The sequence below is a fragment of the Amycolatopsis saalfeldensis genome (assembly GCF_900110575.1).
Taxonomy (GTDB): domain Bacteria; phylum Actinomycetota; class Actinomycetes; order Mycobacteriales; family Pseudonocardiaceae; genus Amycolatopsis; species Amycolatopsis saalfeldensis.
Genome location: NZ_FOEF01000008.1, coordinates 258,576 through 275,501, shown reverse-complemented (window position 1 = coordinate 275,501; position 16,926 = coordinate 258,576). Strand labels below are relative to the sequence as shown.

The following is a 16,926-nucleotide window of genomic DNA, read 5'->3' as shown; positions in this document are numbered from 1 at the left end:
CTAGTCCAGCTTTCCGGGCACGATCTGCAGGTAGATCAGCGTGATCACGAAGTTCACGACGAACAGCAGCAGGAAGGTGATGACGACGGACTGGTTCACGGCGTCGCCGACGCCCTTCGGGCCGCCGCTCGGGTGCAGGCCCCGGTAGGCGGCCACCACCGCGGCGATGAACCCGAAGATCAGCGCTTTGATCTCACCGACCCAGAGGTCGGGCAGCTGCGCCAGCGCGGAGAAGCTCGCCAGGTACGCACCCGGGGTGCCGCCCTGGAGGATGACGTTGAAGAAGTAGCCGCCGAGCACGCCGATGACGCTGACCATGCCGTTGAGCAGCAACGCGATCAGCATCATGGCCAGCGCGCGGGGCACGATCAGGCGCTGGACCGCGGAGACGCCCAGCACCTCCATCGCGTCGATCTCCTCGCGGATGGTCCGGGCGCCGATGTCGGCGCAGACCGCGCTGCCGCCCGCGCCGGCCACCAGCAGCGCGGTGACCAGCGGGCTGGCCTGCTGCACGGTGGCGAGCACCGAGCCCGCGCCGGTGTAGGACTGCGCGCCGAGCTGACGCGCGAGCGAGCCGAACTGCAGCGAGATGACCGCGCCGAACGGGATCGCGACGAGTGCCGTCGGCAGGATCGTCACGCTCGCGATGAACCACGACTGCTGGATGAACTCCCGCAGCTGGAACGGGCGCTGGAACAGGCCCCGGATGATGTCGAGGCCGAGGGCGAACAGGTTCCCGGTCTCGCGGAGCATGCCGTAGCCCGGGATCTTCTTCGCCTGCGTCGCGTCGGAGCTCACGCGCCACCTGGCCCGTTCCTGGGCGGGTAGCCGGAGCCCGGTCTCGGGGCTTCACCCGTGTTGCCGGGATTGCCGGGGTTGCCGCTCCAGCCGCCCGGGATCCGGGCGACCTGGTCGGCGGGCAGCTCGCCCTGGTGCTGGCTGGGCACGGGGCCGGTGACCCGCGGGATCTGCTGGGTGTCCGCGAGGCCGTGCCGGGCGGGCGCCGCGACGGGCGCGCCGTGGCTCGGGCGCACGTTGTAATGCCGCTGCTCTTCCGGCGAAAGGGACTCGATGATCCCTTCCTGCGCGGCGGCCGGGAGGGTGTGCAGGATCCGCATCACGCGGTCCATCCGGCGGCGGGCGCCCACGCGCTCCGGCAGGCCGGGGCTGGGCTGCATCTGCGCGACGACGCCGCGGACGTCCTCGTCCGGGGAACCGTCGGAGTGCCCGGCCGCGGCCTCGGCCTCCTCGCGCTCCATCGTCGCGGAGTCCTTCTCCTCGGACATGCCGATGGGACCGCGCTTGCGGCCGTTGAGGAACTGCTCGACCACGGGCTCGTCGCTGGTCAGCAGCACCTCGCGCGGGCCGAACATGACCAGCTCCTTGCGGAACAGCATGCCCAGGTTGTCCGGCACGGTGCGGGCCAGGTTGATGTTGTGGGTGACGATCAGGATCGTCGCGTCGATCTGCGTGTTCAGGTCGATCAGCAGCTGCGAGATGTACGCGGTGCGCACCGGGTCGAGACCGGAGTCCGGCTCGTCGACCAGGATGATCTGCGGGTCGAGCACCAGGGCGCGGGCGAGGCCGGCGCGCTTGCGCATACCGCCGGAGATCTCGCCGGGGAGCTTCTTGTCCGCGCCGGCGAGGCCGGTCATCTCCAGCTTCTCGCTGACGATGCGGCGGATCTCGGTCTCGGACTTCTTGGTGTGCTCCCGCAGCGGGAAGGCGACGTTGTCGTAGAGGTTCATGGAGCCGAACAGCGCGCCGTCCTGGAACAGCACGCCGAAGAGCTTCCGGATCTCGTACAGCTTGTGCTCGGAGCACGTGACGATGTCGACGCCGTTGATCACGCAGCGCCCGCGGTCGGGCTTGAGCAGTCCGATCATCGACTTCAGGAACACGGACTTGCCGGTTCCCGACGGGCCGAGCATCGCGGACACCTCGCCGGGCGGCAGGGTCAGCGTGACGTCCCGCCAGATGGCCTGCCTGCCGAAGGACTTCGTGAGACCTTCGATGACCACCTCGGCACCCATCGCACCTCCAGGAGCTGTTCCGCGTCGTCGCGCACTGCCGCCCCGCGCCACCGGCCGGCAGCGGAGCCCGCGCCGAATGCGCGCCGCGATCCCCGCGTCAACCAGGTGCAACGAGCTGAATGCGCATAGGTTACTCACCAGTTTTCTTTCCTGGCCAGGCCTGTGGGCACCTCACCCGGTAGAGCAGAGTTCGGGTGACCGCTGGCAGCACGGTAGTGCACGTCACTCCGGGATGCAGAGCCAGGCGGCGCAACGATTCGCACTCGTTCGGACTAACAGGAGTAAGCGGAACAGATCGATTCGCTACTGGACGTGACATGGCTGACCTCCATCGCCCGCACGGCGATGGCCGTGAGCCCGAGGAGATAACGGCGCGTGGCGACCTGCTGAGCCAGTACCTCGATGAGGATGCGCTGCACGTGGAGCTGGTTCTGGCCTTCCTCAGCGGAAGTCTTCAAGCAACGGCCCTCCGGTGACGGCAGGCAGTAGGTGCCGCTGGAGCTCGCGTGCGCTGTCTGTTACGCAACGCGGAGTGACGCAAAACGGAAGGGGCGGGCATCCACTCGGGATGCCCGCCCCTTCACGAGGTGGTGCAGCAGGCGCTCACGCGCCCGTGATCACTTGATGGAGATCTTGGCGCCCGCGGCCTCGAGCTTCTCCTTGGCGGCCTCGGCGGCCTCCTTGTCGACCTTCTCCAGGAGCGCCTTGGGAGCGGCCTCGACCAGCTCCTTGGCCTCCTTCAGGCCCAGGCCCGAGACGACCTCGCGGACGACCTTGATGACCTGGATCTTCTTGTCGCCGGCGCCCTCGAGGACGACGTCGAACTCGTCCTGCTCCTCGGCGGCGGCCGGGGCAGCGGCACCCGGGGCGGCGGCCATGACGGCGGCCGGGGCGGCGGCGGTGACGTCGAAGGTGTCCTCGAACTCCTTCACGAACTCGGACAGCTCAAGAAGGGTGAGCTCCTTGAAGGCGTCGATCAGCTCGGCGGTGCTCAGCTTCGCCATGATGGCTTCCTCTCAAAAAAACGAACGGGAACGTTCGGGGTGGGGGTGTTCAGCTCTCGGCGGGTGCTTCGGCTGCTTCGGTACCGGTGGCGTTGCGCTGCTTCTCCTCCAGCGCGGCAGCCAGGCGGGCGACCTGGGACGCCGGCGCCTGGAACAGCGCAGCGGCCTGGGAAAGCTTCGCCTTGAACGCGCCCGCTGCCTTGGAGAGCAGGACCTCACGGCTGTCGAGATCGGCGATCTTGGTGATCTCGTCCACGGACAGCGGCTTGCCGTCCATGTAGCCGCCCTTGATGACAAGCGCGTTGTTTTCCTTCGCGAAGTCGCGAAGGGCCTTCGCGGCGTCGACCGGCTCACCCTCGATGAAGGCGATCGCGGTCGCGCCCACGAACAGGTCCTCGAGCCCCTCGACGCCGGCGTCCTTGGCGGCACGCTCGACGAGGGTGTTCTTCGCGACCCGGTACTTGGCACTGGTGCCGAGAGCGCGGCGCAGCTGGGACAGCTGGGACACGGAGAGGCCGGTGTACTGGGTAACGACGGTGGCCGAGCTGCTGCGGAAGCTCTCCGCGATCTCGGCGACGGCCGCCACCTTGTCGGGCTTCGCCATGGTCGCCTCCTCTCTTGGCTAGTGTTTCCACTGGCACGAGAGCCCCATCGAAACGACAAAACGCCCCGGCGCAGACAGGCGCGGGGCGTTCGATGGCACACGACACAGTCGCGGGCGAGCCTCGTTCCTCCTGCGCGGGCCGCCTGCACGTTTTGGTGGCAGGACCTTCGTTCTTCACGCCATGGGGCGCTCGGAAAACCAGCGGTCTTCGGTAGAACCGTGGACAAGCATACGACACGCTTTCCCGAGTCTTCCCACCACCCCCTCCTGACCAGCGACAAGAGACCCGCACTCGGAGAATTCACCTCCGAGCGGGCATCATGGTGACGTGGCGGAGCAGCGTGATCACAGCGAGCGGACCGGCGAACCCGACCCGGGCCCCACCCCTGCCGACGGCACGCAGGGGGTGACGCCGTCGCCGGGTTCAGCGCCCGGCCCGGCCGCGCAAACGCCTGCGCCGCAACAGAATCCGCCACAGATCCCGGCCGTGGCGCAGCCTGGCGCGCAACCGCCTGCGGTGCCGCAGCCCCCGGCCGAGCTCGATCCCGAGCAGCTGCGCCAGTTCCAGCAATTCCAGCAGTTCCAGGACTATCTGCGGTTCACCCAGTCCCAGCAGGGCAATCAGCCCGCCCGGGCACCCGATGCCGGACTGGTCTCCGTGGGCGCACAGCAGCCGGCGACGCAGCCGGGCTGGCAGCCGCCCGTCCCACCCGGCCCGCCGGGAGCGTTGGCCCCCTACGAAGAACCCCGCCGCCCGCGCCGCGGAGCCCCCCGCTGGCTGAAGCGCCTCGGCGGCAAGGTGCTGGGCTGGCTCATCGTCATCCTGCTCATCGCGATCGCCGCCACCTGGGCCTACCGCCACTTCTTCCCGAGCGACGAGGGCAAGTCCTCGGCCCAGATCGCAGCCGAAGGCGGCGGGACCTACCACACGAACCAGATCCTCACGACGGCCTCGCCGTACGAATCGGTGCGGCGGGTGTACGACGGAATCGCCCAGCACGGGCCTGGCCAGCGAAGCATGGTCGACCACGTCTGCGGCCTCTTCGACCAGACCGGCCAGCAGCAGTTCGCCGCCGACCTCGGCTACCCGAGCTGCGCCGCGGCCGTGCCCGGCATCCACGACAAGATGGACAAGAGCCCTGGCTCCGTCGACGAATACGCCGAGTCGATCGACAAGCACTCCGGCTGGCCGCCCGGCGACACGGTGCCGGTCAACTCGTGCGACTTCACCATCACCGGCGGCCCGGCGCTGGGCGACTTCACCGTGAAGCAGGTCGAGAAGGGCCAGTGGCTGATCGTCGGCCACTCCAAGGGCCCGTCGACCTGCACGGCGCCGCCCACGACCACCGGCTGATCAGCCGCGATTCCTGAGCAGCCCCACCAGTTCCGGCAACCGCTGCGTTACGAGCTGCGACGGGGCCGACAAAGCCAGCGCCGCCACCACCCGGTCCGACTCGATGACCGGGACGGCGACCGCCGCCATCGTCTCCAGGACGTGGCCCGAGTCGACCAGGGCGTAGCCCTCCGTGCGGAGCGTGGACAGGGTGGCGAGCAGGTCGACGGCCGCGCGGGTGTCGGCGCCGAATTCGTGCGCCACGACGGCGCGGCGTGAGGCCTCGGGGAGCGACGCGAGCAAGACGCGGCCCGACGCCGTGTGCGGCAGGGCCGAGCGGAGGGAGCGCGAAAGCGCGTAGTCGAACGGCTCGTCCGTGCCGGCCCAATCGACGTACACCGCGCTGTCGCCCACCTGCACGGCGAGCAAAGCGGCGCAGCCCGACGCCGAAGCCAGCGCGGCCAGCGACGCGTGCGGGATCGACCGCACCGGCACCCGCCCCGAGCGCACGGTCAGCACGTGCGGCGCCGGGCCCAGCACGAAACGGCGGTCTTGCTCGTCGAGGTAGCCGACCGCCGCCAGGCCGTTCACCAGCTTCTGCACGGACGACACCGGCGCGTCCAGCCGCGCCGCGAGCTGCGTCAAGGTCAGCCCCGAAGCACTGTTCGCCACCGCTTCCAGGATCGACGCCACCCGGTCGACGGTGCGATGGTGCTGCCGAGAATTACCCATATAGATACCAACGTATCACATTGCGTAGATTACTTAGGTTGCCTAAGTTTATGGGTAGGAAATCCGACCAAGGAGGAAGAGCACAGTGGACCAAGGCGCCCTGCACGGCATCCGGGTGATCGACCTGTCGTCGGTGGTCATGGGCCCCTACGCCACCCAGATCATGGGCGACCTCGGGGCCGACGTGGTCAAGGTCGAGTCGCCGGCCGGTGACAGCACCCGGCGCACGCACCCGCAGCGGCACGACGGCATGGGCGCGCTCGCGCTCAACGTCAACCGCAACAAGCGCAGCGTCCAGCTCGACCTCAAGTCGGCGGCGGGGCACGAGGCGTTCCTGCGGCTGGTGAAGTCCGCCGACGTGCTGGTCACCAACATGCGCCCCGGCGCGCTGCAGCGCCTCGGCCTCGGTTACGAGCAGCTGGCGAGCGAGAACCCCCGGCTGACCTACTGCAACGCCCAGGGCTTCCGCACCGACTCCGACCGCGCCGGGCTGGCCGCCTACGACGAGATCGTGCAGGCCTCCTCCGGCATGGCCGACCTGATGCGCCGCGCCACCGGCAAACCCACCTACGCACCAACGATTCTGGCCGACAAGCTGTGCGCGCTCACCATCGTCTACTCCGTGCTCGCCGCCGTGGTCCACCAGCGCACCACCGGCCGCGGCCAGCGGGTCGAGGTGCCGATGGCCGACACGATGCTGGCGTTCAACCTGGTCGAGCACCTCGCGGGCCACACCTTCGAGCCCGCCGTGGGCCCGATGGGCTTCAACCGCTCGATGACCGAGGGGCACCAGGCGGTCAAGACGGCCGACGGCTGGGCGTGCATTTTGCCCTACACCGAAAAGAACATCCACGACTTCTTCCTCGCCGCCGGTCGCGAGGACCTGGCCGAAGACCCGCGCTTCGGCGATCCCGCCAGCCGCGCGAAGCACTACGGCGAGCTGTACGACGAGATCGGCCGCGTCTCGGTCGAGAAGACCACCGCGCAGTGGCAGGAGATCTGCGCCGGGCTGTCCATCCCGTTCGCGCCGGTGCTGGAGCTCGAGGACGTCGAGACTGACCCGTACTACACCGGCAGCGGCCTGGTCTCGCTGGTCGAGCACCCCACCGAGGGCACCTACCGCCAGGTGGGGCCGCCGATGATCCTTTCGGACACCCCCGCCTCGGTCCGGCGGCACACCCCCGCGCAGGGCGAGCACACCGCCGAGGTGCTGGCCGAACTCGGTTACGCGGGTGAGGAAATCGCCAGCCTGGTGTCGCCGGTGTCGGAGTAGGCGAAGAAGCCGGCCAGCGCGGCCACGAACGCCGGGTCGGCCACGGCGGTCATGTGGTCACCCGGCACGCGCACCAGCCGGGCGCCCGCGATGGCCGCCGCGAGCCGCTCGGGCTCGGCCGCCAGCTGATCGGACTCCCCCGCCAGCACCAGCGTCGGGACGGTGATCGCGGTCAGGTCGATCCGCGTCTGCTGCTGGGAAGCGCGCAGCACAGCGGCCAGCGCCTCGACGTCACCGCCGGTCCGCCGGACCAGCCGCCGGAACGGCAGGACCGCCGCCGGCACGTCCGCGCGGTCCTTCGCCAGCAAACCGGCCGCGACCTGCTCAGGCGAGACCACCCGCACGTCGACGCCGCCGAAGTCCACCACCCCGGAGCCGACGCCGCCCGTGGCCAGGCAGCGGACGCGTTTGTCGTTCGCCGCCACGGTCAGCGCGACGATCGCGCCCAGCGAATAGCCGGCCAGCGACACCTCGTCGTAGCCCAGCTCGTCGAGCAGGGCAGAGACGTCACGGGCCATCGTCTCCTCGCCGTAGCGGGACTCGTCGTGCGGCTTGTCGGACCCGCCGTGGCCGCGGGCGTCGAGGGCCACCACGGTGAAACCCGAGTCCAGCAACGCCTCGACGACACCGGGGCCGACCCAGTTGGCCTGGGCGTCCGCGGCGAAGCCGTGCTGGAGCAGCACCGGGCGCCGGTGCCGGCCGTCGCCTTCCCACACCGTGTAGCTCAGCTGGAGCCCGTCGAACGACGTGAAGGTCGGCATGGCTCCATCAGACACGAAAAAAGGGCGGCCACGCACACTGCGTGGCCGCCCTCATCCGTGATGTCCGACTCAGACGCCGGCTTCCTCGGAGAGGAGGTTGCGGGTCCGCGCCGGGTCGACCGGGATGCCCGGGCCCATCGTGGTGGTGAAGGTGATCTTCTTGACGTAACGACCCTTGGCCGAGGACGGCTTGGCGCGCAGGATCTCGTCCAGCGCGGCCGCGTAGTTCTCCACCAGCTTCTCGGTGTCGAACGACGCCTTGCCGATCACCAGGTGCAGGTTGGCCTGCTTGTCGACGCGGAAGTTGATCTTACCGCCCTTGATGTCCGAGACGGCCTTCGCGACCGCGGGGGTCACAGTGCCGGTCTTCGGGTTCGGCATCAGGCCACGCGGGCCGAGAATGCGGGCGATGCGGCCCACCTTGGCCATCTGGTCCGGCGTCGCGATCGCGGCGTCGAAGTCGAGCCAGCCACCCTGGATGCGCTCGATCAGCTCATCGGTGCCGACCGCGTCCGCGCCGGCGGCCTCGGCCTCGGCGGCCTTGTCGCCGACGGCGAAGACGATGACGCGGGCGGTCTTACCGGTGCCGTGCGGCAGGTTCACGGTGCCGCGGACCATCTGGTCGGCCTTGCGGGGGTCCACACCGAGACGCATCGCGACCTCGACGGTCGCGTCCATCTTGGTCTTGGAGGTCTCCTTCGCCAGCTTCGCGGCCTCGAGCGGCGCGTACAGGCGCGCCTTGTCGATCAGCTCGGCAGCCTGGCGGTAGGCCTTGCTGTGCTTGGTCATGCTTCTGTCCTTACCTGAAAGAAATCGGATCAGTGTGGTGTCGAGCCAGCACTGGCTCTCCCACTGTGTTGCTACAAGCCGAACGTCAGTCCGTGACCGTGATGCCCATCGAGCGAGCAGTACCGGCGATGATCTTCGCGGCCTGGTCGATGTCCTGGGCGTTGAGGTCGGTCTCCTTGGTCTTGGCGATCTGGCGAACCTGATCCCAGGTGACCTTGGCGACCTTCGTCTTGTGGGGCTCGGCCGAGCCCTTGTCGACGCCCGCGGCCTTGAGCAGCAGCTTGGCGGCCGGCGGCGTCTTCAGCTTGAAGTCGAACGACCGGTCCTCGTACACGGAGATCTCAACCGGGACGACGTCCCCACGCTGCGACTCGGTCGCGGCGTTGTACTGCTTGCAGAACTCCATGATGTTGACGCCGTGCTGGCCCAGCGCGGGGCCGACCGGCGGCGCGGGGTTGGCCGCACCGGCCTTGATCTGCAGCTTGATGATCGCCGCAAGCTTCTTCTTCTTGGGTGGCATTACCTTGTGTCCTTCTAACTGACTTGAGTCCCCCGCACACCTGCCAGTACGCGGGGACTGCCGGCCGTATTCCCGGCCGTCAGATCTTGGAGACCTGGGTGAACGACAGCTCGACCGGGGTCTCCCGGCCGAAGATCGACACCAGGACCTTCAGCTTCTGCCCGTCGACATTGACCTCGGAGATCGTCGCGGGCAGCGTCGCGAACGGGCCGTCCATGACGGTGACCGACTCGCCGACCTCGAAGTCGACCTCCACGGTGCCGCCGCCGAGCGGGGCGGAAGCCGACGAGGAGTCGCCCTTGCCGGCCTTGGCCGGGGCTTCCTTCTCGACCTGCGGCGCGAGGAACTTGAGCACCTCGTCCACGGTGAGCGGCGACGGGCGCGAGGTGGCGCCGACGAACCCGGTGACGCCCGGCGTGTTGCGCACCGCGCTCCACGACTGGTCGTTCAGGTCCATCCGGACCAGGATGTAGCCGGGCAGCACCTTGCGCTGCACCTGCTTGCGCTGGCCGTTCTTGATCTCGGTGACCTCTTCGGTCGGCACCTCGATCTGGAAGATGAAGTCCTCGACGTCCAGCGTCGTGGTCCGGGTCTCGAGGTTGGTCTTCACCTTGTTCTCGTACCCGGCGTAGGAGTGCACCACGTACCACTCGCCCGGCGCGGCCATCAGCTCGGCGCGCAGCGCGGCCACGGGGTCGTCGGCCTCGGCGGCCGGCTCGGCCACCTCTGCCTCGACGACCTCGGCATCGGCCTCGGTGGTCTCGTCCGTCGTGTCGTCGGCCGCGGTGTCTTCGTCGGCGGTTCCGTCGACCTCGTCGGCGTCGGGCACCTCGACGGGCTCGAGGTGGGCGGACTCCTCGTCGCCGAGGGCCGCGTGCACCTGCTCGTCGGAAAGCTCGGTCAGGTCGCGACCGGCTCCTGTGCCGTTGTCGGAGGTCACGTTCCGTCCTCTCAGTTGATCACTTGCCGGGTCCGGGCAGGCCGGCCCGCGCGGCGCACGGTGGCGCGCACTTTCGGCGTCAGCCGAAGACCAGCCCGATGACCTGCTTGAAGCCCAGGTCGAGGCCGCTCACCAGGGCCACCATGAACACCACGAACACCAGCACGACCGCGGTGTAGGTGACCATCTGCTTGCGGTTGGGCCAGATGACCTTGCGCAGCTCCGCCCAGACCTCGCGGATGAAGCGCATGATCCGGGCGAAGACCGAAGGCTTCTTGGCCTTCTGGTCCCGCTTCGGGGTCGGCGCGCCCTTGGCGTCGGCGGGCTTCGCGACCTTGTCGCCCGCCTTGCCCGCCGGCCGGTTCTTGCTCTCCGGACGCGCCTCGGACTTGCCGGACGGGCGGGCGGAAGCGCGGCGCTCACGCCGAGCCGCGGCGCTGACCGGGCGGGACTCGATCCCGGGCTGCTTGCCCGACTCGTCCTGCTCGTGCTCGCCGCTGGCGTCGCTGTCGCTCACGACCACTCCTCCGCTTCACCAGTACCCGTACGCAGGGGTGACAGGACTTGAACCTGCAACCTGCGGTTTTGGAGACCGCTGCTCTGCCAATTGAGCTACACCCCTGTGGAACCCGGTTGCCCGGGCTCCGGAGGACGCATTCCATCATCCCCACCATCCAGCGGGGCTGACCGTAGTGCGTTCCGAGTTCAGAAGTCTACGGCAAGCCGTATGGAGTCTCGCAACCGCGCCCCTTCAGAGCAGTCCGCCCCGTCCACCGCCGAGCGCGGCACCCTCGGGGCGGCCGTGCCAGGATGACGGCGTGCCCCGTTTCGCGATTAATCGCCGAACTGCCCCGCGGCGGGCGGCGAACCGCGAGCGGCGACCGAATCTCCCTTCCCCGCAAGGAAAGCCACCTTCAAGGAGGCCCGGTGACCGCGTTACGACTCGGACTCGCCCTGCCGCAGTACGGCAAGCTCGCCGACCCCGCCGCCATCGCCGGATTCGCGGCCGCGGCCGAGCGGATCGGCTACTCCTCGCTGTGGACCGGTGACCGGGTACTCACCCCGGTCGACCCGTCGGACTACTACCCGGGCGGCGGGACGGCCGAGCAGCCCTACCCGCCGGAGCTCGTCACGTTCATCGACCCGATCGTCACGCTCACGGCCGCCGCGGGCGCCACGAGCACCGCGCGCCTCGGCACGAGCACGCTCGTCGCACCGGTCTACTCACCCGTCCTGCTGGCGCGCTCGCTCACGTCGCTCGACCTGCTCTCCGGCGGCCGCCTCGACGTCGGCCTCGGCCTGGGCTGGCTGCGCGACGAGTACACCGTCACCGGCGTCCCGTGGGCCGGCCGTGGCGCTCGCCTCGACGAGCTGATCGACGTCCTGCGCACGCTCTGGACCGCCGACCCGGCCGGGCACGAAGGCGAGCACTGGCAGATCCCCCAGTCGCGGATCGGGCTGCGTCCCGCTCAGCGGCCGCATCCGCCGATCATGGTGGGCGGCATGTCGGAGCGGGCGCTGCGCCGCGTCGGCCAGGCGGCCGACGGCTGGCTCCCGACCCTGGCGCCCGTGGAGCACCTGCGCGGGATGTGGTCGACGATCTCGGCGGCCGCCACCGAGGCCGGGCGCGACCCGGCGTCGCTGCGCCGCGTCCTGCGCGCCAACCCGCGCGCGGGCATGACGGTGGCCGACATCGCCGGCCGGCTCAAGCAGGTCGCGGACGAGGGGTACACCGAGGCGTTCGTGGACCTGCACTACGTCGCCGACAACGTGGCGCACGCGCTGGAGCTGGCCGAGGAGCTGTACGCCGCCGTCTGACACCGGCAGCGAGGCGCGGTGATCACCCGGATACTGGTCGTAACCCGGGACCGGATCCAGTAGAAACGAACGAGTGGCGGGGAAAAAGAACGGCGGATGCGGGCTGCTGGCGCTGGTGATCGTGGCCGGGCTGCTCGGGTACGGCTACTACAAGTCCAAGCACGACTCCTCGACCGCGCCGCCGTCGGGCGCCGGCACCGGCGGCGGCACCGGGCGGTACGTCGCGCTCGGCGACTCCTACACCTCGGCGCCGCGGACCGGGAAGCAGGCGGGCAGCCCGGCCGGCTGCAGCCGCTCGGACAACAACTACCCGCACCTCGTGGCCGCGAAGGTGAAGCCGGCGGAGTTCGTGGACGTCAGCTGCAGCGGCGCGAAGACGTCGGACATGGCCGGCTCGCAGAGCACGCACAACGGCACGAACCCGCCGCAGCTGGACGCCGTGACGTCGTCGACCACGCTGGTCACCCTCGGCATCGGCGGCAACGACATCGGTTTCATCGCCCTCGCGCCGAGCTGCGTGACCTCGCACCGCGACGGCGAGCCGTGCCATGACAAGCTCACCGCCGGCGGCCACGACCAGCTCGCCGACCGGATCACGGCCACCGCGGACAAGGTCGGCGCGGTGCTCGACCGGATCCACCAGAAGGCCCCGAAGGCGCGGGTGATCGTCGTCGGCTACCCCACGGTGCTCCCGGACGGCGACGGCTGCTGGCCCGCGGTCCCGCTGGGCTCCGGCGACGTCGCGTACCTGCGCGACGAGCTGGGCAAGATGAACGACATGCTCAAGGGCCAGGCGAAGTCCCACGAAGCGGGGTATGCCGACACCGCCGCCCCGAGCAAGGGCCACGACGTCTGCACCGGCTCGGACACGCGCTGGATCGAAGGCCTCATCCCGCTCTCGCCGGCCGCCCCGCTCCACCCCAACGCGCGAGGTGAAGCGGGCATGGCCGACGTCGTCGAGTCACTGGTCGGCTCGAACTGACGAGTCAGGCGCGGACGAGCACCTGCGGCTTGCCCAGCACCGTCTTCCCGTCGAACTTGACCACCAGGTCGAGGCGCGCGATGCCGTCCTCGGAGATCGCGCCGACCTTGCCGCTCAGCTCGACCAGGGCGCCCTCGTCGTCGTCCGGGACGACGACGGGGCGGGTGAAGCGGGCGCTGAAGTCCACCAGCCGGCCCGGGTCGCCGAGCCAGTCCGTGGCCACGCGGCCGGCCAGGGCCATGGTGAGCATGCCGTGCGCGATCACGTCCGGGAGCCCGACCTCGGTGGCGAAGCGCTGGTTCCAGTGGATCGGGTTGAAGTCCAGCGAGGCGCCCGCGTACCGGACGAGCTGGTCCCGCGTGACGCGGACCTCCAGCGGCGGCAGTTCGTCTCCGACGTTCACGCGTCCTCCCCGCGGACCACGAGCTGGGCCTGGGTGACGCAGACGAGCTTGCCGTCCGCGTCGGTGATCTCCGAGCGCAGGTTGATGAAGTCGTTGCCCGCGCGGGACATGATCGAGTCGATGCGCGCCGCGATCTCCAGCACGTCGCCCGCGTGCACCGGGCGCTCGTAGCTGAACCGCTGGTCGCCGTGGACCATGCGCGAGTAGTCGAGGCCGAGCTCGGGGTCGTTCACGATCCCGTTGATCTTCGGCAGGTTGAGGATGGTGATGAACGTCGGGGGCGCGAGCACGTCCGGGTGGCCGGCCGCGCGGGCCGTCTCCGGGTCGCGGTAGAACGCGCTCTCGTCGCCGATCGCGTCGGCGAACTCCCGGATCTTCTCCCGGCTCACTGCGTACTTGCTGGTCGGCGGATAGCTCCGCCCGGCGAACGACTGGTCCAAAGGCACCCGGTGAGGTTATCCGACGGGCGCCGCGGAACGCCGGGGTGCGCGGCACGCGTTGCCGGACGGCAAGAAGCCGCCCCGGGACACCCGGGACGGCTTCTTCAAGCTGGAAAGAACCGCGCTCGCGTCAGCGGGTCTCTTTGTGAGTCCGGTGCGTACCGCAGTTCGGGCAGAACTTCTTCATCTCCAGGCGATCCGGGTCGTTGCGCCGGTTCTTCTTGGTGATGTAGTTGCGGTGCTTGCACTCCTCGCACGCCAGCGTGATCTTGGGTCGCACGTCGGTGGCAGCCACAGCGTTTCCTTCTCTCTAGGTCCGGGGACAACAGCCCCAGTGTTACCGCGTAGCGGTGGCCGGACTTGAACCGGCGACACAGCGATTATGAGCCGCTTGCTCTGCCAACTGAGCTACACCGCCCTACACGACCCAAGCCGCGACACAGTAACGTATCGCGGCTTAGGCTTACGAGCCCCTTTACGGAATCGAACCGTAGACCTTCTCCTTACCATGGAGACGCTCTGCCGACTGAGCTAAAGGGGCCTGCCTCGTTGAAGCCTAGAAAAGATTACAAGGCGCCTCACCCGGTCGTGCAGCCGGGGTCGGTTTGCGGCAAAACCTCAGGTCAGGAGGGTCAGGACGGTCTCGGAGTGGCGGCCCGGCGAGCGCGCCGTGCGGGCCTGCAGCCAGGCCTCCAGGCGGTCCTCGGGCAGCGGGCGCGAGATCAGGTAGCCCTGGGCCACGTCACAGCCCATCGCCTCCAGCTGGTCGCGCGCGACGTCCTCCTCGACGCCCTCGGCGACCACCGTCAGCCCCAGTGAGTGGCCCAGCTCGACGATCGAGCGCACCACGGCGAGGTCGCCGAGGTCCGTGCCCATGCCGAGCACGAAGCTCTTGTCGATCTTCACCTGGTCCACCGGCAGCTGCCGCAGGTACGCCAGCGACGAGTAGCCCGTGCCGAAGTCGTCCACGGCCAGCTCGATGCCCAGCGAGTGCAGCTCGCGCAGGATCGGCAGCGCCTTCTGCGGGTCGGACATCACCCCGGACTCGGTCAGCTCGAACGTGAGCAGCTCGGGCGGGATGTCGAAGCGCTCCAGCTCGCGCTGGACCTTCGCCGGGAAGTCCTCGTCGGCCAGGTTCCGCACGGACAGGTTCACCGCCGCGGAGATGCGCAGGCCCTCGTCGAGCCACTTGCGCACGCGCTTGAGCGACTCCTCCAGCACGAACGACGTCAGCACGCCGATCAGGCCGGCCGCCTCGATGGCGGGCACGAACTCGTCCGGCCCGAGCCGGCCGAACTCCGGGTGCACCCAGCGCACCAGCGCCTCGACGCCCTGCACCTGACGGTTCGGCAGCGAGATCTTCGGCTGGTAGTGCACGGACACGTGCCCGTCCTCCAGCGACTGCCGGAACTGCGTGACGAGCTGGAAGCGGCGCAGGAAGATCTGGCCCATGCTCGGCGCGTAGCCGCGGACCTCCTCGCCGCCGCGGGTGGCGCGGACGGCGACGTCGGCGCGCTGCAGCAGCCCGTCCACGTCGACCTGCTCGCCGTTCTCGTCGGAGGTCGTGGCGGCGTAGCCGATCATCGCGTTCGCCTCGACCGAAAGCCGGTCGACCGGGTACGGCGCGGAGAGCTGGACGCGCAGGCGCTCGGCCGAGGCGTGGGCATTCTCCTGCGTGCAGCCGACGAGCAGCGCGGCGAACGACGCGCCCTCCAGCCGCGCGAGCGGGACGTCCGGGCCCAGCGCGTCGCGGATCCGCCGGCCGGCCGCGATCACCATCCGGTCCGCCCACGAGTAGCCGAGGGCGTCGCTGACGGTGGAGAAGACGTCGAGGTCGATGCGCAGCACCACGGCGTCGGCCGAGTCGCGCAGCGGCTCCTTCGCGATCTGCTGGAAGCCCGGCCGGTTCAGGTGCCCGGTGAGCGGGTCGTGGTACGCGTCGTGGCGCAGCGTGGCGAGCAGCCTGCGGTTGTCGAGCGAGGTCGCGAGGTGGCTGGCCATCGTGCCGAGCAGCTGGACGTCGTACTTGCCGAAGCCCCGCCAGCGCGAGAGCCGGTCGTGCGCCTCGACGACGCCGAGCAGCTGGTTCCCGGTGCGCAGCGGCACCACGAGCGCTTCCTGCGCGCCGCGGTCGAGCAGCGCGGCGCGGACGTCGGGGTTCGCCTCGGTGATGCGGAAGTGGCGGACGTGCGCGCCGGGCAGGCGCAGCAGCGGGTCGTCGGCGGCCGGGTCGGCACCGGCAGCTCGTCGCCGGCCACGACCACGCGCATCGTGTCCTTCGCCTCCAGCCGCAGCCGCAGGACCACGCGCCCGGCGGCGAGCTGGTCCTTGATCCGCTCGGCGATGGTGGCCCACTCGCGGACGTCGACGCCGCCCACGAGCTCGTCGGCCCGGCTGGCCGGGCGCGCGGCGGCCTGCTGGCCCGAGCGCGCGACCATCAGGCTCACGTCGGACAGCGCCTCCATGTCCCGTTGCTCGCGCAGCAGGTCGGAGTAGGCCCAGTACAGCGCGGTCAGGCCGAGGAAAACGGCCAGCACCAGCGGCCAGGCCTGCGGGGTGCTGGAGATGACGAGGTAGCCGGACAGGCCCACCGACGCGTTCACGAAGCCGACCACCAGGATGCGGCCGGTGAGCCGGATCGCCGTGCTCACGCGCATCCGGCGGCGCAGCACGCGCACGGCGGCGAGCGCCAGCAGCGTGCTGACCAGCGGCGCGGTCAGCGTGCCGGCCAGCGCGGCGATCCACGGCATGGCCTCGCCGCCGCCGATCGCCTGCTTCACCAGCCCGGCCACGGCGAAGGCGCCGGTGATCTCGAGCAGGAACGCGCCCGCGTTGTAGAGGACGCGGCCGGACACCTTGCGGGCCAGCAGCGTGCCGATGCCGGCGACCAGGTGCGCGGCCAGCACGACCTCGAACGGCGCCACGAAGAAACCGATTACCAGCGGAATTTCGGTGAACGAGATCGTCCACGAGATGCCGCTGCGCACGTCGACGTTGATACCGAGCTGCTCGGCGAGCAGGAAGGCGAGCGCGAGGACCGGGCCGATCCACCACAGCTTGGCCGAGCCGTGGAACGGCAGCCACGTGCTGACCGCGAACGCGGCGACGAGCCCGAGGCTCAGCACGGCGAAGGTGTAGACGCGGAATCGCCGCTCGTCCGTCCGGGCCTCGGTCAGGGTCCCGGATCCGGCGCCACCCCTGCCCTGCCTCGCCCCGGTGGAATCGGGGTGGGCGTTCGTGTCCGGCATCCGACCATTCCTTCCCGGCTGCCCAACCGGTCGCGCTCGATCAGTG

18 protein-coding genes, 3 tRNA genes and 1 pseudogene are annotated in these 16,926 nt (G+C 69.9%); 5 read left to right on the top strand and 17 right to left on the bottom strand.

The window, feature by feature from the left end; translation table 11 throughout:
• Both BMY97_RS20505 and BMY97_RS20500 read right to left on the bottom strand, forming a co-directional pair.
• On the bottom strand, positions 1–753 hold the full coding sequence (locus BMY97_RS20505) for an MlaE family ABC transporter permease (RefSeq protein WP_091618621.1): 753 nt from the start codon (positions 751–753) through the stop codon (positions 1–3).
• A gap of 41 nt (positions 754–794) precedes the next feature.
• A complete protein-coding gene (locus BMY97_RS20500) occupies positions 795–2,033 on the bottom strand; it encodes an ABC transporter ATP-binding protein (protein ID WP_091618466.1) in 1,239 nt (412 codons plus the stop codon).
• A gap of 317 nt (positions 2,034–2,350) precedes the next feature.
• Between BMY97_RS20500 and BMY97_RS47110 the strand changes: the two genes are divergently transcribed.
• Positions 2,351–2,509 carry a hypothetical protein gene (locus tag BMY97_RS47110; protein ID WP_177231453.1) on the top strand — a complete coding sequence of 53 codons (159 nt, stop codon included), beginning with the start codon at positions 2,351–2,353 and terminating at the stop codon, positions 2,507–2,509.
• A gap of 141 nt (positions 2,510–2,650) precedes the next feature.
• On the opposite strand, the gene rplL is transcribed toward BMY97_RS47110, so the two are convergent.
• Together rplL and rplJ are read right to left on the bottom strand one after the other, a co-directional pair.
• Complete coding sequence (gene rplL / locus BMY97_RS20495; RefSeq protein WP_091618465.1) at positions 2,651–3,037, bottom strand: 50S ribosomal protein L7/L12; 387 nt, start codon at positions 3,035–3,037, stop codon at positions 2,651–2,653.
• A gap of 49 nt (positions 3,038–3,086) precedes the next feature.
• Entirely contained in the window at positions 3,087–3,641 is a 555-nt protein-coding gene (rplJ, locus tag BMY97_RS20490) for a 50S ribosomal protein L10 (RefSeq protein ID WP_091618464.1), read from the bottom strand.
• 517 nt (positions 3,642–4,158) lie between these two features.
• Here rplJ and BMY97_RS20485 point away from each other — a divergent pair.
• Positions 4,159–4,995: a hypothetical protein gene (locus BMY97_RS20485; protein ID WP_143086241.1), complete on the top strand. Its 837-nt coding sequence runs from the start codon at positions 4,159–4,161 to the stop codon at positions 4,993–4,995.
• Here the strand turns inward: BMY97_RS20485 and BMY97_RS20480 are convergent, their stop codons facing one another.
• On the bottom strand, positions 4,996–5,706 hold the full coding sequence (locus BMY97_RS20480; protein WP_091618462.1) for an IclR family transcriptional regulator: 711 nt from the start codon (positions 5,704–5,706) through the stop codon (positions 4,996–4,998). It lies immediately after the preceding gene.
• A gap of 85 nt (positions 5,707–5,791) precedes the next feature.
• Here BMY97_RS20480 and BMY97_RS20475 point away from each other — a divergent pair, with 85 nt between their 5' ends.
• Positions 5,792–6,979 carry a CaiB/BaiF CoA transferase family protein gene (locus BMY97_RS20475; protein ID WP_091618461.1) on the top strand — a complete coding sequence of 396 codons (1,188 nt, stop codon included), beginning with the start codon at positions 5,792–5,794 and terminating at the stop codon, positions 6,977–6,979.
• Here the strand turns inward: BMY97_RS20475 and BMY97_RS20470 are convergent.
• The 6 genes from BMY97_RS20470 to BMY97_RS20445 form a co-directional block, all read right to left on the bottom strand.
• Positions 6,931–7,740, bottom strand: coding sequence for an alpha/beta fold hydrolase (locus BMY97_RS20470; protein ID WP_091618460.1), 810 nt, complete (start codon positions 7,738–7,740; stop codon positions 6,931–6,933). The two genes, BMY97_RS20475 and BMY97_RS20470, sit on opposite strands and share 49 nt — an antisense overlap.
• 69 nt (positions 7,741–7,809) lie before the next feature.
• Positions 7,810–8,529 (bottom strand): 50S ribosomal protein L1, encoded by a 720-nt coding sequence (rplA, locus tag BMY97_RS20465; RefSeq protein ID WP_091618459.1) that lies wholly within the window; start codon positions 8,527–8,529, stop codon positions 7,810–7,812.
• Positions 8,530–8,614: 85 nt separating this feature from the next.
• Positions 8,615–9,049 (bottom strand): 50S ribosomal protein L11, encoded by a 435-nt coding sequence (gene rplK / locus BMY97_RS20460; RefSeq protein WP_091618458.1) that lies wholly within the window; start codon positions 9,047–9,049, stop codon positions 8,615–8,617.
• 79 nt (positions 9,050–9,128) lie between these two features.
• Positions 9,129–9,989, bottom strand: coding sequence for a transcription termination/antitermination protein NusG (nusG, locus tag BMY97_RS20455; RefSeq protein ID WP_091618457.1), 861 nt, complete (start codon positions 9,987–9,989; stop codon positions 9,129–9,131).
• A 79-nt stretch (positions 9,990–10,068) separates the two neighbouring features.
• Complete coding sequence (gene secE, locus BMY97_RS20450; protein WP_091618456.1) at positions 10,069–10,512, bottom strand: preprotein translocase subunit SecE; 444 nt, start codon at positions 10,510–10,512, stop codon at positions 10,069–10,071.
• Between the two features lie 26 nt (positions 10,513–10,538).
• A tRNA-Trp gene (locus BMY97_RS20445) sits at positions 10,539–10,611 on the bottom strand.
• A 305-nt stretch (positions 10,612–10,916) separates the two neighbouring features.
• Here BMY97_RS20445 and BMY97_RS20440 point away from each other — a divergent pair.
• Entirely contained in the window at positions 10,917–11,807 is an 891-nt protein-coding gene (locus tag BMY97_RS20440; RefSeq protein WP_218156819.1) for a TIGR03619 family F420-dependent LLM class oxidoreductase, read from the top strand.
• Between the two features lie 73 nt (positions 11,808–11,880).
• The gene (locus BMY97_RS20435) at positions 11,881–12,789 is read left to right on the top strand and encodes an SGNH/GDSL hydrolase family protein (protein WP_091618454.1); all 909 of its coding nucleotides are present in this window, start codon (positions 11,881–11,883) and stop codon (positions 12,787–12,789) included.
• Between the two features lie 4 nt (positions 12,790–12,793).
• On the opposite strand, the gene BMY97_RS20430 is transcribed toward BMY97_RS20435, so the two are convergent.
• From BMY97_RS20430 to BMY97_RS20405, 6 genes and pseudogenes are all read right to left on the bottom strand, one after another.
• Positions 12,794–13,192 carry a MaoC family dehydratase gene (locus tag BMY97_RS20430; RefSeq protein WP_177231452.1) on the bottom strand — a complete coding sequence of 133 codons (399 nt, stop codon included), beginning with the start codon at positions 13,190–13,192 and terminating at the stop codon, positions 12,794–12,796.
• The gene (locus BMY97_RS20425; protein ID WP_091618453.1) at positions 13,189–13,638 is read right to left on the bottom strand and encodes an FAS1-like dehydratase domain-containing protein; all 450 of its coding nucleotides are present in this window, start codon (positions 13,636–13,638) and stop codon (positions 13,189–13,191) included. Before BMY97_RS20425 ends, BMY97_RS20430 begins: the two co-directional genes overlap by 4 nt.
• 124 nt (positions 13,639–13,762) lie before the next feature.
• On the bottom strand, positions 13,763–13,927 hold the full coding sequence (gene rpmG / locus BMY97_RS20420) for a 50S ribosomal protein L33 (RefSeq protein WP_020668467.1): 165 nt from the start codon (positions 13,925–13,927) through the stop codon (positions 13,763–13,765).
• Between the two features lie 50 nt (positions 13,928–13,977).
• Positions 13,978–14,050: transfer RNA gene (locus BMY97_RS20415), tRNA-Met, on the bottom strand.
• A gap of 50 nt (positions 14,051–14,100) precedes the next feature.
• Positions 14,101–14,173 (bottom strand) — tRNA-Thr (locus BMY97_RS20410).
• Between the two features lie 77 nt (positions 14,174–14,250).
• Positions 14,251–16,880 (bottom strand): annotated as a pseudogene (locus BMY97_RS20405) (putative bifunctional diguanylate cyclase/phosphodiesterase).
• Positions 16,881–16,926: the final 46 nt, after the last annotated feature.

Coding starts and splice junctions, on each gene's coding strand:
- BMY97_RS20505 (WP_091618621.1), bottom strand. CDS start 753: ATGCTCCGCGAGACCGGGAACCTGTTCGCCCTCGGCCTCGACATCATC.
- BMY97_RS20500 (WP_091618466.1), bottom strand. CDS start 2,033: ATGGGTGCCGAGGTGGTCATCGAAGGTCTCACGAAGTCCTTCGGCAGG.
- BMY97_RS47110 (WP_177231453.1), top strand. CDS start 2,351: ATGGCTGACCTCCATCGCCCGCACGGCGATGGCCGTGAGCCCGAGGAG.
- rplL (WP_091618465.1), bottom strand. CDS start 3,037: ATGGCGAAGCTGAGCACCGCCGAGCTGATCGACGCCTTCAAGGAGCTC.
- rplJ (WP_091618464.1), bottom strand. CDS start 3,641: ATGGCGAAGCCCGACAAGGTGGCGGCCGTCGCCGAGATCGCGGAGAGC.
- BMY97_RS20480 (WP_091618462.1), bottom strand. CDS start 5,706: ATGGGTAATTCTCGGCAGCACCATCGCACCGTCGACCGGGTGGCGTCG.
- BMY97_RS20470 (WP_091618460.1), bottom strand. CDS start 7,740: ATGCCGACCTTCACGTCGTTCGACGGGCTCCAGCTGAGCTACACGGTG.
- rplA (WP_091618459.1), bottom strand. CDS start 8,529: ATGACCAAGCACAGCAAGGCCTACCGCCAGGCTGCCGAGCTGATCGAC.
- rplK (WP_091618458.1), bottom strand. CDS start 9,049: ATGCCACCCAAGAAGAAGAAGCTTGCGGCGATCATCAAGCTGCAGATC.